The sequence below is a fragment of the Ktedonobacter robiniae genome (genome assembly GCF_016587375.1).
Taxonomy (GTDB): domain Bacteria; phylum Chloroflexota; class Ktedonobacteria; order Ktedonobacterales; family Ktedonobacteraceae; genus Ktedonobacter; species Ktedonobacter robiniae.
The window spans coordinates 660,574-675,247 of record NZ_BNJG01000002.1 but is presented as its reverse complement, the minus strand read 5'-3'; the positions used below and the strand labels follow the sequence as shown (position 1 = coordinate 675,247).

9 protein-coding genes are annotated in these 14,674 nt (G+C 53.5%); 4 read left to right on the top strand and 5 right to left on the bottom strand.

Annotated features, from left to right (window positions below; translation table 11 throughout):
- Positions 1-173: 173 nt before the first annotated feature.
- Both JMJ04_RS23450 and JMJ04_RS23445 read left to right on the top strand, forming a co-directional pair.
- Positions 174-764, top strand: coding sequence for an RNA polymerase sigma factor (locus tag JMJ04_RS23450; protein ID WP_201372866.1), 591 nt, complete (start codon positions 174-176; stop codon positions 762-764).
- Positions 754-2,055, top strand: coding sequence for a DUF4179 domain-containing protein (locus tag JMJ04_RS23445; protein WP_201372865.1), 1,302 nt, complete (start codon positions 754-756; stop codon positions 2,053-2,055). The genes JMJ04_RS23450 and JMJ04_RS23445 overlap by 11 nt, the downstream gene beginning before the upstream one ends.
- A 904-nt stretch (positions 2,056-2,959) precedes the next feature.
- Here JMJ04_RS23445 and JMJ04_RS23440 read toward each other — a convergent pair.
- From JMJ04_RS23440 to JMJ04_RS23430, 3 genes are all read right to left on the bottom strand, one after another.
- The gene (locus JMJ04_RS23440; RefSeq protein WP_201372864.1) at positions 2,960-3,538 is read right to left on the bottom strand and encodes a hypothetical protein; all 579 of its coding nucleotides are present in this window, start codon (positions 3,536-3,538) and stop codon (positions 2,960-2,962) included.
- 78 nt (positions 3,539-3,616) lie between these two features.
- The gene (locus JMJ04_RS23435) at positions 3,617-5,056 is read right to left on the bottom strand and encodes an ISL3 family transposase (protein ID WP_201372863.1); all 1,440 of its coding nucleotides are present in this window, start codon (positions 5,054-5,056) and stop codon (positions 3,617-3,619) included.
- A 580-nt stretch (positions 5,057-5,636) separates the two neighbouring features.
- Positions 5,637-7,100 carry an MFS transporter gene (locus tag JMJ04_RS23430; protein ID WP_201372862.1) on the bottom strand — a complete coding sequence of 488 codons (1,464 nt, stop codon included), beginning with the start codon at positions 7,098-7,100 and terminating at the stop codon, positions 5,637-5,639.
- A 773-nt stretch (positions 7,101-7,873) separates the two neighbouring features.
- Here JMJ04_RS23430 and JMJ04_RS23425 point away from each other — a divergent pair.
- Both JMJ04_RS23425 and JMJ04_RS23420 read left to right on the top strand, forming a co-directional pair.
- The gene (locus tag JMJ04_RS23425; RefSeq protein ID WP_201372861.1) at positions 7,874-8,977 is read left to right on the top strand and encodes an ISKra4 family transposase; all 1,104 of its coding nucleotides are present in this window, start codon (positions 7,874-7,876) and stop codon (positions 8,975-8,977) included.
- Positions 8,978-9,022: 45 nt separating this feature from the next.
- A complete protein-coding gene (locus JMJ04_RS23420) occupies positions 9,023-10,522 on the top strand; it encodes an IS4 family transposase (RefSeq protein ID WP_236038334.1) in 1,500 nt (499 codons plus the stop codon).
- Here the strand turns inward: JMJ04_RS23420 and JMJ04_RS23415 are convergent.
- Positions 10,408-13,491 (bottom strand): Tn3 family transposase, encoded by a 3,084-nt coding sequence (locus JMJ04_RS23415; RefSeq protein ID WP_201372860.1) that lies wholly within the window; start codon positions 13,489-13,491, stop codon positions 10,408-10,410. The two genes, JMJ04_RS23420 and JMJ04_RS23415, sit on opposite strands and share 115 nt — an antisense overlap.
- A 49-nt stretch (positions 13,492-13,540) precedes the next feature.
- Positions 13,541-14,419, bottom strand: a complete 879-nt coding sequence (locus JMJ04_RS23410) for a tyrosine-type recombinase/integrase (protein ID WP_201372859.1) — start codon at positions 14,417-14,419, stop codon at positions 13,541-13,543.
- Between the last annotated feature and the right edge of the window lie 255 nt (positions 14,420-14,674).

Below are 14,674 nucleotides of genomic sequence, written 5' to 3'. Positions count from 1 at the left end.
TCTGATGGGGCGAGCATCTTGTACTCCTCAGATGTTTCCAAAAATCCCCTGTCCCTTTTGGACGATTGGTGTGTTTCTATATGTGGAAGGTCAATCACCCGAGTAGGCCTGCACAGGTGATTCATTGAAAACCGAAAGAGATCAACCAATACACCATTGTAAGGAAACGTGTGATGAATGAGAGACTTGTATCGTCTGCGGAGGGGTTGTCTGTCAAGGACGACGAGGAGAACGAGGTTGTGTGGATAGAGGCAGCACGCGAAAACCCCGCTGCTTTTGAGCCACTCTACGTGCGCTATCGCACGCGTCTCTACCGCTATCTGCGCACGCGACTGACGAGTGACGAAGATGCAGCAGATGTCACTCATCAGGTCTTCTTGATCGCGCTGGATGCGCTCCCGAAGTATCAACAATGCGGACTCCCTTTTGCTGCCTGGCTATTCCGCATTGCGCACCATACGGTAATAAATATCAATCGTCGCCAACGTTCTGTGGTTTCCTGGGATGCCCTTCCCGACACCCTCCAGCCTCTGGATGATCAGAATCCGGAGAGTTTGGCGCTCCACCAGGAAGCATTGATGCAACTGCGTATGTGGTTAGCGAAGCTGAAGGCGGATCAACGTGAATTGCTTGCCTTGCGCTTCGCTGCTGAATTGACGGTTCCACAGATTGCTGCTGTGGTTGGGAAGAAACCGGAAGCGACGAAGAAACAGCTGAGCCGCCTCCTCCAGTCATACAAGGAGCTTCGATCACATGCATACTAAAGATCGCTATACTGACATCTTTGATGAGCCATTCGATGCCTCATTTGAGCAAGACCTTGCTCAAATGGCAGCCCTCTATGGTGCTCACGAACCGCCTGCGCAGCTCTCCTGGGCGCGTTTGCAGCTTCAATTGCGTAAGAAGGAGCTTGTGAGTTCGAAACAGCAGAAAATGGCGTTGAACTGGATGCATCCAACATCTCGCGAACCACGTCGTCTGGTTCTGGTCGCAAGCCTGCTTCTTTCTCTCCTGTTGCTCAGTGGCTTTGCGTACGCCACATTCAATCTTGGCGTGTTGGATACCCTTTTTCACGCTGAGCCAGCCTCACAGCACTTGTTGCAAACGAAGCAATTTACAACACTGCAACAGAGCCAAGTCATTGATGGCTATACAGTCACGTTGGAGAAGGGGTATGCGGATGCCAACCGCATTATTGTTGGGTTTATCGTCACCTATCCTCATGGGATCGACCCGAAAACCTGGAACACCTCTTTTGTGGGGAGCGGTCGGGAAGTGGTCAACTTGAAGACGTCGTCTGGTCAGTCTCTCTCTCTACTCGGTACAACGAATGGGTTGGACGGTGGAAATCCCAAAGCTGCAAAAGAAGGCATCGCGATGGCTTTCGATGGAGCGACTATTCAGGGGAAGCCAGCAAGGCTTCCGCTTAATCTCACGTTAGGAGCGGAATGTGGCCTCGTCAATTCGCAGTATGGTTGTAAGCAGACGTTGACCTATAACTTTACGCTGCCGTTTCATCAAGGTCGTGTCTTGAACCTCCATCAGACGGTGACAGCGAATGGACATAGACTTACCCTGGAGAGAGTCGTAGTCACTCCTTCTGAGGCACGCGTCTATGTCCGCTGGCTGAAAGGTGATTTGGAGCAACCAGCCTTTGTGCTCCCAGGCGGGCCAGCAGGACCTGCGACCTATACCCAGCCGGTCTACGATCTACAGCTTTCTGCAGGTGGGCAGACCTACCCGATTTGTGAAGTGAGTGGTGGGCTTCCTTGCCGCGTAGGTTTCGGTCCCGGTTCTTTCTCGGAGACAGCTTCATCTTTTGTAGATAAGGGAGGATCATTTTTTGAGCCTGGTCGGCTCGATTCCCAGACGGTGGGTTTTTCGCTCTTCCAGCCGCTCTCCAACCAGCATGGTACCTGGACCCTGACGATCACAAAGATGGATATGCCGATGAAGAAAGTGACTCAAGATGGTCATGTCGGGTATGAGAGTACAAGTTCACCATCGAAGGACTCTTCTGCTCAGCCATGGACGTTCACCTTCAATGCGCAATAACATGGATGTGCTAAGGACGTAAGAGAAAAGATACGGATGGGTAAGATTGTGATTTTGCAGCATACTGTGGCTCATGGACTCGTTTGGTGATACGGATTGCGTATGCAAGAGCGCACCAAGCCCTTGCACACCTTCGAGAGCATGGAGAGGATTCAGCATAGCCCTTCGCTGTTCCCAGGCCGATCTGGTTCCATTTCTTCTCACCAAACGAGTCCATGAGCCATACTGTGGCAAAATTTGTCTTTTGAGAAAAAACGTTAGTGTGAGGACAGAAGCCACATCGCCGTTGCTTCTTCTGGCAAAAAACGTTTGATACGTCTTTCATGGAAAGATCTCGTTCGGCTTGAGAGCGTCACATTTAGCGTTCTCATGAGAACAGGACAACAACGAAGGCGTTCTCACGTCAAACGTTCTCGTTTTTATCGTTTTTTGCGGTACGTCTGTGTCTCGAAAGAAAAAATCGAGCGCGATATACTTCGCAAGGAGAGCGGCACGATATACTTCACAAAGGGGGGGCGGTCGAAATAGGAGATTTCCTCCCATCTGAGTCGGAGTGTCGAGGAGCGTCCGTAGAAAAGTCCCTCACCCCGCGCCGATTTTCTCAAGTTGGCTGGGGTGAGGGTGGCTCGTGGGTCGGGCGCTTTTGTGTTACAAGATCTCCTGCCAAGATATGGCTCATGGACTCGTTTGGTGATACGGATTGCGTATGCAAGAGCGCACCAAGCCCTTGCACACCTTCGAGAGCATGGAGAGGATTCAGCATAGCCCTTCGCTGTTCCCAGGCCGATCTGGTTCCATTTCTTCTCACCAAACGAGTCCATGAGCCATATTTTGGCTCATGGACTCGTTTGGTGATACCACTTGAAGGAATACAAGAGGTCGAGAGAGTTCCTACTAGTGAATCTCAATGAGACCATGAAGAAGTGACTTCTTTTATCATTTGCTCTAGCCAATCATCATATCCTCGTTGTTGGGCTCGCCGCCGTAGATCAGCCAGAATCTCACTCGTGGGAAGCTTCTGCTTCCACCTCCGCTCTAATTGGAGAGGAAGGAGATGGAACGTATCTGCCAGCGAGAAAATCTCTCTGTTCTGCGTCTCGTAGGCTTCGACGCGGATTTCCAACAAGGCAAAAAAGAGCAGCCAATGGAGCCATGATCTCTGCTCAGAAACAGAAAGATCGCTGAGATCTTTCATGGTATCTCTCGGTTCTTCAGCAAAAGCCTTCTGCTGTTTGTAGTGAGTGAAGGCATGATCCAGCCAGTGTAGTACAGGCCTGGGGAGTTGAGAGTGCCACTGCAATCCAATGGAAGACCACGTTTCCTGCAACTGAACCTTCCCCATAGCAGCAGGAAGCCCTTGGCACATACCTGCCAAAAAGATGCACTGCTGCTGCTGCCGCTCTTTACCTTGCTGATACAGCGTGAGCAGACCTCGATCAAGCGACTCATAGAGCAGGAGCGTGTGATCATTTTTTGTTTCCATTCGTAGGTTTTTCCTCCTTTTTCGCTGAAACAAGAGAAGCAGAAGGGCCTCACACACCTGTAGGAAAGGAAAAGTGTCTCAAGCCGCGTTAAGCACACGTTGCCGTAATAAGTCGAGTCCTGCTCGCCCATACATGCTTCGCTTGATCAGTTTCAGTTTGGTAATCTGTCCTTCCACCTGCCCATTGCTCCAAGGCAGTGTTAATCCCGCGAGCACAGCAGCTTTGTCGCGCTCGATACCAGTGGCAAAGCTGTCTAACTCCGCAATCTGGCTCTGGGCAACGGTTTCTAGCCAGACATCAAGCTGGTTTCCTGTCCGTTGGTGTACCATCGTCATGAAGCTTTGGACGAGCTGATATGCTGCCTTTGCCGTTGCACTTGTCTGACACACGGTCGAGAGGCTGGTGCGCTGTTTCTCGTCCAGATCGTCAGGATCACGGACAAAGAGCCAGGTGGTTTCTTGAGCGGAAAAACATGCCAGTTCCTGCTGCAAGGCGGGTGTCACCAAACCTTTGGAAAGTGGTTGCAAGAAGTTGTAGACCGAGCGAGCACTTCCTGCATATCCCTGTTCACGCAGCTCCCGCCACAGTTGATACCCATTAGTACATCCTTCTTGCCATCGACGTAACACATAGCCTTTGTAGGGATCAAAGCGGCTGCGGCGTTGGCGACGCTTGACTTCAGGGAACGAGTCGTGTGCCCGCCATCGTTGGATCGTGCGTACGCTCAGCTTGGTACGACGCGCAATCTCAGCGTCTTTGACTCCCTCTTTCGCGAGGGCCATGATCTGCTGATACTGGCTGAGCCGTTGGCCCCGACGCGCTTGCTGGGCTCGTTGTACATGCGGTGGGGTCAAAGGACGCCACTGTGTCGAGCCGATCTCATCACGACAACGGGCCAGCAAGAGCTTCACTGCTTTGGCCAAATTTTGAATGATATGAAAGCGGTCTGAGACTTGGAGCGCCTGGGGAGCGCCTTGGCGAATGGCGGTGGCATATTCAGCAGAACCGTCGCGACTCACGATTTCCACGCCGGGATGCGCTTGAAACCAGGACTTGACGGTTTCAACAGAGCGATCAGGTAGCAGATCAATGGGTTGGTGTCTCTCTAAATCAACGAGAATACTCCCATAGGTTCGTCCACGCTTCCAGCACCAATCATCGATCCCCACAATCCTAGGAGCAGGCTTTCCTTCAGGGAGTGAAAAAGCATGAAGCGCACGCAAGATGGTTCGTCCACAGACTGGCATCCCCACGTGTGTCGCGAGCCTGGCTCCTGCTTGCCCTCCGAGGGCCAGTCCAATGTGTTCAAGCACCCGCTTACGTAAGAGCGTCTGCTTGCCGTGGGGCTCACAAAGTTCTGGAAGTCGTTCTGTAAAGATGCTTTGAGGGCAGGCGGCAGCTTGACAAAAGAATTTGTGAACACGGAGACGAAGCATCACGGTCTGGCCACTGAAGGAAACGTCCGTCAGCGTCCGTTCATACCGACTATGAATACGGTGCGATATCTGCTGGCTCATCGACACGTTTGGTGATAAAAAAGAGAACTATATCAGCCTGGGAACTGAGAAGAATGCCCAGAGTCACTGCAAATGCGTCTTGTGGATGATGCAAGAGCCAAGGGGCCTTCTTGACTGTGCAAGCCACATCACCAAACGAGTCTAAGAGCCTATCTGCTGACAGCAAGGACATGGTGCCTGTTTGCGTGTGCTCATACAGATCAGCGTAATCTGCTGGTCATTCGTGGAAAGCTTGTCTACGCGAAAATGTTGGAGATGGGGAAACAAGGTGTTCAAGAACATGGGAAACTCCTACTTCCCATTTTATCACATCTGTACGTTTCATCGCATCACCAAACGAGTCCATGAGCCATATCTTGGCTCATGGACTCGTTTGGTGATACGGATTGCGTATGCAAGAGCGCACCAAGCCCTTGCACACCTTCGAGAGCATGGAGAGGATTCAGCATAGCCCTTCGCTGTTCCCAGGCCGATCTGGTTCCATTTCTTCTCACCAAACGAGTCCATGAGCCAAGATATGGCTCTTAGACTCGTTTGGTGATGTGGCTTGCACAGTCAAGAAGGCCCCTTGGCTCTTGCATCATCCACAAGACGCATTTGCAGTGACTCTGGGCATTCTTCTCAGTTCCCAGGCTGATATAGTTCTCTTTTTTATCACCAAACGTGTCGATGAGCCAAGATATGCTTCACAATGTGCCTGGGTGGTGGCCCGCTTTCTTGCCCATGTGGTTACGCTATTGAAGTTTTCTGAACTGGCGAGAGGCATGCAGTCCCCCACAAAGATGAGAATCCCAGCCCCGATATGAAGCAGGTTGGTCGCGTTCAGTTCGCCTGTGGGCAGATGGACGACGACCCCTTGCAGCAGCGTACTGCTCACATAACCGCTGAGGAACGTGGCGAGGAATGAACTCAGGGCCGTGACGGTTCCCAGGGTGGAGAAGACGCGGCCCACCATCTGCTCTGGCGTGGCAAAGAGGACCAAGGGGCCAACCAGCACCTCGGCCTGCATCGTGGCGGTGCCAATAAGCGTGAAACCCACCAGGTCGATGATCGCCTGATTTGGTACGGTTGAGACGACAACCATCACCCCAGCAAAGAGGAGGGCGCGAGCATAGACTCTGGTCGCTCCGACTTTGGCCGCCGCACGATCAACGAGCAAGGTCCCCAAGATGCCCCCAATGGCTGGCACAGCGCTGAAGAGGCCAAACAGGCTCATGGGCACATGAATATTCTGGGTGATGTAGAAGAAGGCCAGGACGCTCACTATGCCCCATCCAAAGGAAAACAGGCTCTCGGTAAGCAGAAGAGTGCGGAGTTGGAGCTGGCCCTGGATGAATCGCAACCCCTCGCGCAGTTCAGTCAAGACGCGCCGCAGTGATGTGGGGTAGGCTGACGCGACCCTTTCTGCCGCAGATACGCGCATGTGCGCGATCAACGCCCAGGAACAGGCAAACGAGGCCGCATTCAAGGCAATCGCCCACCCGATTCCCAGGGAGACATAGCAGATGCCGGCACAGGCAGACCCGATGCCCCAGCTGAACACGCCGCTCCCGACGGTCAGCGCCGAAGCGCGGGTAAGCTGCTCTTGCGGGACCACCTCTTTAAGGATCGCCTTGGTCGCCGGAGTGAAGAACTGACTCAGACCACTGACGGCTGCCACAACGAGGTAAATGATGGTGAGCCTGACAGCCAGTGGCAGCGGGAGCGGGAAACTTATCGGCAAAAGGGAGCACACCAGCACGGCCCGCAGCGCATCCATGAGGCGCATCTTCCGTTGTTTGGGCCAGCGATCCACAAACACGCCAGCGAATGGGCCGATCAGGAGGGCCGGGAGCGCGGCGGCCAGCACCACGCCGCTGACAGCAAGGGGGGCCGCGCTCTGGTTATGCAGTAGCGTACCAACCCATAAGATGAGCATCATCGTGAACAGAATATCGCCAATCAGCGAGATCATACCACCAAGCCACAACAAGGTGTAGTTGCGATTGATGAGCAGTGCGAGCTTTGGGAAGGCGCGCAGGCGTTTGGAAAAGCGAGGAAACATAGGAATCCTTTCACACACACAGAGCGTTGAGATGCGAGATCGGTTCAAGCGTGTCTCAAGAGGGGTGCGGTGCGAAAAAGAGGGGATAGGTCCCAACAGGGGAAACAATGGGGAGAGCTTGCCTCTCCGCTCACTCCTCGATTCGCGCCGCATGCGGCGCGAACACACCCGCAGAGTGAGCAAGGACGTGTATGAGGCAGGTCAGGGAGAGGTGAAGTGGTTTCATCATGGCTGCATCAAGATCCTTGTTGTTAGCTGTTTGAAAAGATGTTTGGAGCTTAGCACAGAATGTTCCCATCTGTCAAATGTCATTCCACATAGGGGTGCGACTCAACATTTTGCAAAAGGGATAGACAGGAAAAAGAAAAGCAGGTAAGATCGTCGTAGCAAAAGAGAAAGTAGGGAGCAAGCCGTGGAACGTGAAGCATAGCTCATCATGAGTGAAAAGGTCTTATCTGACGTCAAAGAATGGTGCAAAGCTCACCCCAAAGCCACCTTTGTGGAAATTGAAGATGAGGTTCATCGGCGTATGGTCCAGTTAGAAGCCCAGCTCCTGCAAGATGCAGCTCTTGAGAGGAGCAGTCGAGAATGGGGAAGAGACCGTTCTGAGCCAGCACCGACCTGCCCCACCTGTCATGTGGCATTACAAGCGCGAGGCAAACGTTCACGAACCTTGCAAGGCAATGGGGGAGAATCGGTGACCCTCACGCGAACCTACGGAACCTGCCCCAAGTGTGGGGAAAGCTTTTTTTTCCCTTGATGAAGAATTGGCTTTGCTTCCTGGATCACTGGCTCCCAGGCAACAGGAACATCTCGTCCATCTGGCAAGTGTCATGCCTTTTGAGCATGCCAGCAGCATCCTCAACGATCTGCTGGGTGTTTATGTAAGTGGGGAAACGGCCCGCAGACTCAGCGAGCAGGTTGGCAAGCATGTGGAGCATGTCCAAACCACCCAGGCCTATCTTCCTGACAAGCAAGAGGCCATCTTGAGATTCAAGGCCCTTCGCCTGGCCATGAGCGCCGATGGCGCGATGGTCCCTTTGGTTGGGGGAGAATGGGCTGAGGTGCGCACCCTGGCCATTGGAGAGGTTCCTGCGACTGGTGCCACCAACACCACCCTGGCGACGGTGCACGTTGGCAAGCTGTCCTACTTCTCCCGTTTAAGTGATTCCGCAACCTTTATTGATCTGGCAGAAGTCGAAACCCGCCGACGCCATCTTGTTGGGGCCAAAGAGGTGTGCGCGATAATGGATGGGGCTGAGTGGTTGCAAGGGATGATCGACGTGCATCGGCCAGATGCGGTGCGTATTCCGGATTTTCCCCATGCCGCAGAACATGTAGCGAAGCTGCTGGAAGCGCTGAGTGCACAGGGAACGTGCTTTCCTGAAAATCTGTTGCAACGGTGTCTGCACGTGCTCAAAGAGCGGGGACCGGCGACGTTAGCCAAGATGGCTGCTGGCTTGAGCGAGGAAGAGATCTCTCAGCCAGAGGTTCGAGAGCATCTAGGCTACTTACAGAAGCGATGCTCACAGATGCAGTATCTTTTCTTTCGACAGGCAGGATGGCCCCTTGGCTCAGGCATGGTTGAGAGCGCCAACAAACTCGTGGTAGAAAGGCGCCTTAAAGGACCAGGGATGCGTTGGGAGCGCCACGATGTGAATCCCATGCTTGCGTTGCGCAATGGGATCTGTAATGAGCGGTGGCAGGAAACCTGGCAACTGGCAAGCTCTCAGCGTCGGAAAGAGCGTAGGCATCTGCGCTGTCAACGGGCAGCACAACGACTCAACCCCCTATCCGCTTCTGGGGGTTTTTGCATAACCCCCCATACGCACCAACTTAAGCAAGGCAGAGGCAAAAAGAGGCTCCATCTGCGATGATGTCAGAAAGAGAAACCTGATATCGAGAGCAGAGGGAGCACAGACATGGCAAATGTAGCACACGTCGAGCAGTCTTTGAAGCACATCCTGGAAGAACGAGCGAATGTCCTGGCCCGCGAAACGGGCTGTATTGAACGGCAGAGAAAATTCAGTGGAGCCGACCTGCTGCAAACGCTGGTTTTTGGCTGGCTGAGCCATCCGGATGCCAGTCTGGAGCGGCTCGCATCCATGGCGACCATCCGCAAGGTGGAAGTGACAGATACCGCGCTGCACAAACGCTTCACGGAGCCCTGTGCCCACTTCTTGCATGCGGTGTTTGAGGAGATGGCCAGTGTGGTCGTTGAAGCCAGCCAGGATGTCCCGTTGGAGCTCCTGTGTCGCTTTCAGTCAGTCGTGCTGGAGGATAGTAGCAGTATCGCCCTCCCAGAGGAATTGGCAGAGCAGTGGCAGGGATGCGGGGGATCTCCTGGAAAGGGGCAAGCTGCGGTGAAATTGCATGTTCGTTGGGAACTCAAACGGGGACAGGTGCAAGGCCCAAGGCTCACGCACGGACGGATCATTGATCGATCCAGTCCGTTCAAAGATGATGGCTTGCCGGTGGGAAGTCTGTATATCGCCGATCTGGGGTATCTGGATTGGGGAGCGATTGCTGCTCGACGAGCGGCTGGCAGTTACACGCTCACTCGTGCCCAGGCCAGAACCAACTACTGGACGCCGGAAGGCAAACCGCTGGAACTGGATGCGCTGCTCCCACAGCAGGTCGGACAGACCCACGAACGCTGGGTTCGTGTGGGCAAAGAGCATCGGCATCTGATGCGTCTGCTCATCTTGCGAGTTCCCCAAGACGGAGCTTCGCGACGACGCGCCAACTTGGAGGCTGATGCCAAGCGACGCGCTCAACCCGTGCGGGAGCAAGCCTGGAAACTGGCCGACTGGACCATCTTGCTCACCGATGTCCCTGCGAATCTTCTGAACTTGCAGGAGGCTCTCGTCCTGGTGCGGGAACGATGGCAAATGGAAATGCTTTACAAGTTATGGAAGCAATACGGGCGGATTGATGAATGGCGCACCACGAATCCCTGGCGCGTGCTCTGTGAACTGTATGCCAAGCTCATTGGACTGCTCCTGCAACACTGGCTCATTCTCCTGTTCGCCTGGCAAGATGAGCAGCGCAGAATGCCGCAAACTGGCACAGGTGGTCCGCGATACCGCCAGTTCGCTGCTGGAAGCTTTTGCAGGGGAGCGCTCGTTTCTCTCTGCCCTACAAGCCATCCAACGTCGCATGCGTTTAGGGTGCCAAATGAACAAGCGCAAAAAGCATCCCAATTCCGCCCAACTCCTCCAGCGGAGATCGACCAACTGGGCTTTGAGTCCTTAAGTTGGTGCGTATGGGGGTTTTTGCATAACCCCCCGAAACGGTGCATTCGGCTTCACCCAGACGTCTCCTTCATCCACATCGAGATGATGGGGTTATGTGCTAATGCTTCGACAATTTCCTCCAGATTGATGGACTCTGGCGCTTTGGTAAACTCATACCGACCATAGAAATTAATGTGTTGCCAGGCCACCGGGGAGATGTGTGCGATGGGTGTCATGTCGTCTTGGGTGGCCTCCTGGCGTGCCCACAACTGCGACAAGATGGTCATATTGTAGTAGATGATGCAGTTGGTGACTAATAGGCTACACTCATGCCACAGATGTTGGTCATCTTCTGATGTGAAGCGCAATTTCCCAAAATTTGCGTAGGAAACCGCACGACGAAGTTGATGGTAACTTTCACCCCGATTAAGCGCAGTCTGGACATTCTTGCGGAGAAGTGGTGAGTCGACAAAATCGAGCAAGTAGAGACTGCTGATGATATTATCGTATTCCCCCAAAGCTTGGCACGTTTTGTTTTTGCGCGCGTAGGAGTTGAGTTTGTGGACAATGATACTCTGCGTGGTGGTTTTTAACGCCAATGAGACGAAAATGCGCTGCAGGTTCTCCCATTCTTCCACAATCAAATCGGTATTGAGTTTGCGTATGGGTTTCAAGAAGACCTCACCATACTGATTGGGGTGCTTGAAGCCATACAGTGAGGTGCGCAGTTTCTCCTGGATGCCTTTATAGCGCGGCGCAAACTGATAGCCGAACAGATGCAGCAACGCAAAATTCACCTGGTTGGTTCCGTGCGTGTCAGTGGAATGCACCTGCGGGTGAATGTCCGTGGTGTTGTTGAAAAGCAAATCGAAGACAAATTGGCTCTCATGATCGTGAGCACCAATCATCTCGGCATTCACCGGGACATGATTGGCAACCAGGGTGTAGGCCACCATACCCTTGTTGAGGCCAAAATACTTTGGTGAATAGCGGGCATTGAATGTAGGAAGCGCTGTTTCAAACTTTTGTCCATCGCTACTGGAGTGGACAGCACCCGCAATATCATAGTGCCGAAAAATCGCCAGAGCAGCGATGGCATTACTGACGCAATCATTGGCCGCTTTCAGGGTTTCGGGGCGCAGAAAGTTGTCCGAGGTACTTGCCAGCGTGGCGAAGGTGATATCCGAAATGTCCCCCATGCGCCCAAGACCCATGTTGGTTGCCCAAGCCACAAGACAGGCACTCAGAATGCGCTCATCGGCAGCCTGTTTGCTGTACCGTCCCAGAACATGCTCGAAACACGTCATGAAGTGGCAGTGGTGATTCACAAAGTGGAGCACACGACTGATGTTCACCTGAGGCACCGTTTCAAAGATCGGATGGTTGATGGGCTCTGAACTCGCTGGATACTGCAGCGTCCAACTCTTGCGTTTCCCCGTGGTCGTGATGTGCAAGTGGCTATTTTCCCCGGCACTGATGCGCTGATTGACCGTGCTGAGACGCTCTTCCAATTGGCCTTTCAGCGCATCGAGATGGTCTTGAATGGGCTGTGCCAGGAGTGCTAAACCCGTCTGCGCAAGTAACACCTCTTTGCTGGCCCACTGCTGATCGTCCACTAAATCATCCTCAAAACTGCGGAAGTGGACACTGTCGCGGCAAAAGAGATCGCCAGCTTCGAGTCGCTGGCGCACCAGGCGATAGACCAGAAATTCATAGCGGTCGGGGATGATGTGTTTCTGATCGGTTTCATTTCGCTGGTAGAGGTAGCGTTTGTCTCGGACGGGAAAGAAAGCGGTGGGAAAATCTCCCGACTCGACCTGGCGGAGTGAGCGGTCTGTTTGGAAGGCGGTCTTGAGAAAGTGGATAGCTTCCTGGATGGGCGCGTTGACTCGGGTGGCAGAGAGATCGATGGCGCGAAAGAGGGGACGGAGATGTTGCTTGAAGCGCCGGGCCATGGAGTCAATATGCTCCCATTCAACGGCCATTTCATCGCAATTCGCCTCGTTGCTGATATACTCAGCAACACGTGTTAAGCGTTGCCGATCGAGAAGAGCAAATGCTTGTTCCTGGACCGTACAAAATGGCGTGGTGGATTCATACTCGGCAGTAAAGAGCTTGAGGACCTCCCCAGCTTTGGGCAGATCTTGATGACTGAGCCCACGGTACTCATACACGGCTCTTTTGGCGGTGGCTTTCGCTTCGTCTGAGTACTGTTTCACCAGATGAAGAAAACAGGTGAGCAGATGATCGTTGAAACGCTGATAGCGATGGACAACAAAGCATAACAGGTAGAGGTAGACGATCCAGGTGTCGAGTTGCTTGAGCCGAAACACCGAATAGTAGGAGACCAACGAGGAATAATACGTGATGCCTTCGCGAGAAATATCCAGATGTGGCACGATCCGTCTGGCCATAGTGTAGAGTTGGACGAGAGACTCGCCACGGGTCATTTCGCGGCGCATTTCACCTAAGCTGAAGTCCTTTGGCTGTCGTTTCAACCAGGTGATGATATAGAACTCGTCAGTTTCCGTGAGGAGAGCATCAAGTGCCAGACACTCTTCAGAGGATAAAAGCGTGTGGAGCATGGTCGCTAAGCGCTTTCCTTCTGCTGTGACGGCCTTCCCAACCAAATCTTCTTGCAGGAATGTATAGCCAGGTTTCACAAGACGATGTTCGGTGAGGTAATGGAGGATTTCACGCAAGATATAGATGGGCTTGCTACTGATTCGTGCGGTTTGCTGGGCATGAAGAAACAGATCATGTCGATCTGTCGGCGTGCAGAGGCGATAGCCGAACAGTTTCAAAATACATTGCCGCTGTTTGAGGATCGTGCGCTTATTGAGCATTCGCAGTTCTGGTCGTGGCGTCTCGGGAAAATAACGCTCAAGCAGGTATATGACATCCTCGGCCACGTCGTCAAAGGCAAAGGCGAAGAACAGTTGTTTGGCTTTGAAATAGCCCAGTTGAAGGAGAAAATAGAGCTGAATAGGGAGAGATGTAAAGGATGCGAGGAGGTCTTTCTCCGGCTGAGTCAGTGTAAACACATCAGTTCTCTCGTCTCCAGTTAAGCAAGGTCTGCCATAGAGAGCTTCAATTTCCTCATCGTCGAGAATATGCAGTCGCTTCAGTTGTGTCGTGACATCCGGCGTGGTCATACATCCTCCTCCTCTACACAGTCTTATCAAGACGGGGCATGAGCAACGGTCAGATCTCACGATGGCGGCGTTCCCACTCGCGGGCTTTGCGTTTGGCTGCCTCACGGTTGTCCGCGATGTAGCGCTCCAGGCTGCGCAAGGTGGTATGACCACTAAAGCGTTTGAGGTCCACTTCGGTATAATCGTGGGCAGCTCTGACACTGATAGCTGTGTGGCGCAGTTGGTGGAGATCCCAGTCCGGCGTATACTGTTTCCAGAGGGTGTCAGCCTGGCGGTACGAGAGGCGCGCATAGCCGTCAGGCGTGAGATCAGCGCGTCGAGGGAGCCGTGCTTTGCGATGGGTCACGAAGAGCGGTCCTGTGGTCGGGCCGCCGCGCGTAGTCAGATATTTGTCCAGGAGTGTCCCAACCGCACGGGAGAAAAACATCTCGCGCTGGTATCCCCCTTTGCCATGAATGAGGATCGAGCGATCCAACCAGGAAATATCGTCAATATCAATCGCAAGTGCCTCCTGACACCGCAGGCCACCATCATAGATGAGCCAGAAGAATGCCCGGTCGCGCGGGTCGGCAATCTGACGCAGCACCGACTCCACACGCCCTGCGTCGAGAGCACGCGTTTCTCGTGCCCGCTCCGGTTTCCGTTCAACGCCTGCAAGGAGTTCATTGGTTTGCCATCCCTGCGCATCCAAAAAGTTCAGAAAACTGCGCAGGGCTGCGAGCCGCCGATTGTAGGTCGTTGGAGCAAGCGGCTCCTGCCGGGCGAGGTACGCCTGGATGACCTCTGTGGTGAGTACAGACACGGGCGCGTGACCATACTGTGTAAGCAGTGGTGCCAGGTCATCGGTATAACTTTCCCGCGTGCGCCGCGCAAAGGATGCACTATCAAGAAACTGTGCAAACGCGTCGGCCAGGGTCGGTGTTTCCAAAGTATCAGGTCGCTCCATCTGCTATCGCACCTAATGCGGATTCTGGGGATCATCGGCATGGTCTCCCCGTGCGAGACCAGTATAACGTTTTGGCCCGAACAGAGCAAGCTATCGCAGCTAATGACCCATTAGCTGCGATAAGGACGCAGACACGACAGGATGGTGTAGGCCCTTGAGTATGAATGGAACCGAAAAACAACGCGAAGCCGCGAAGCCTCTTCCCAGGCTCACTCCCAAACTATCAAGTCGAGTTTA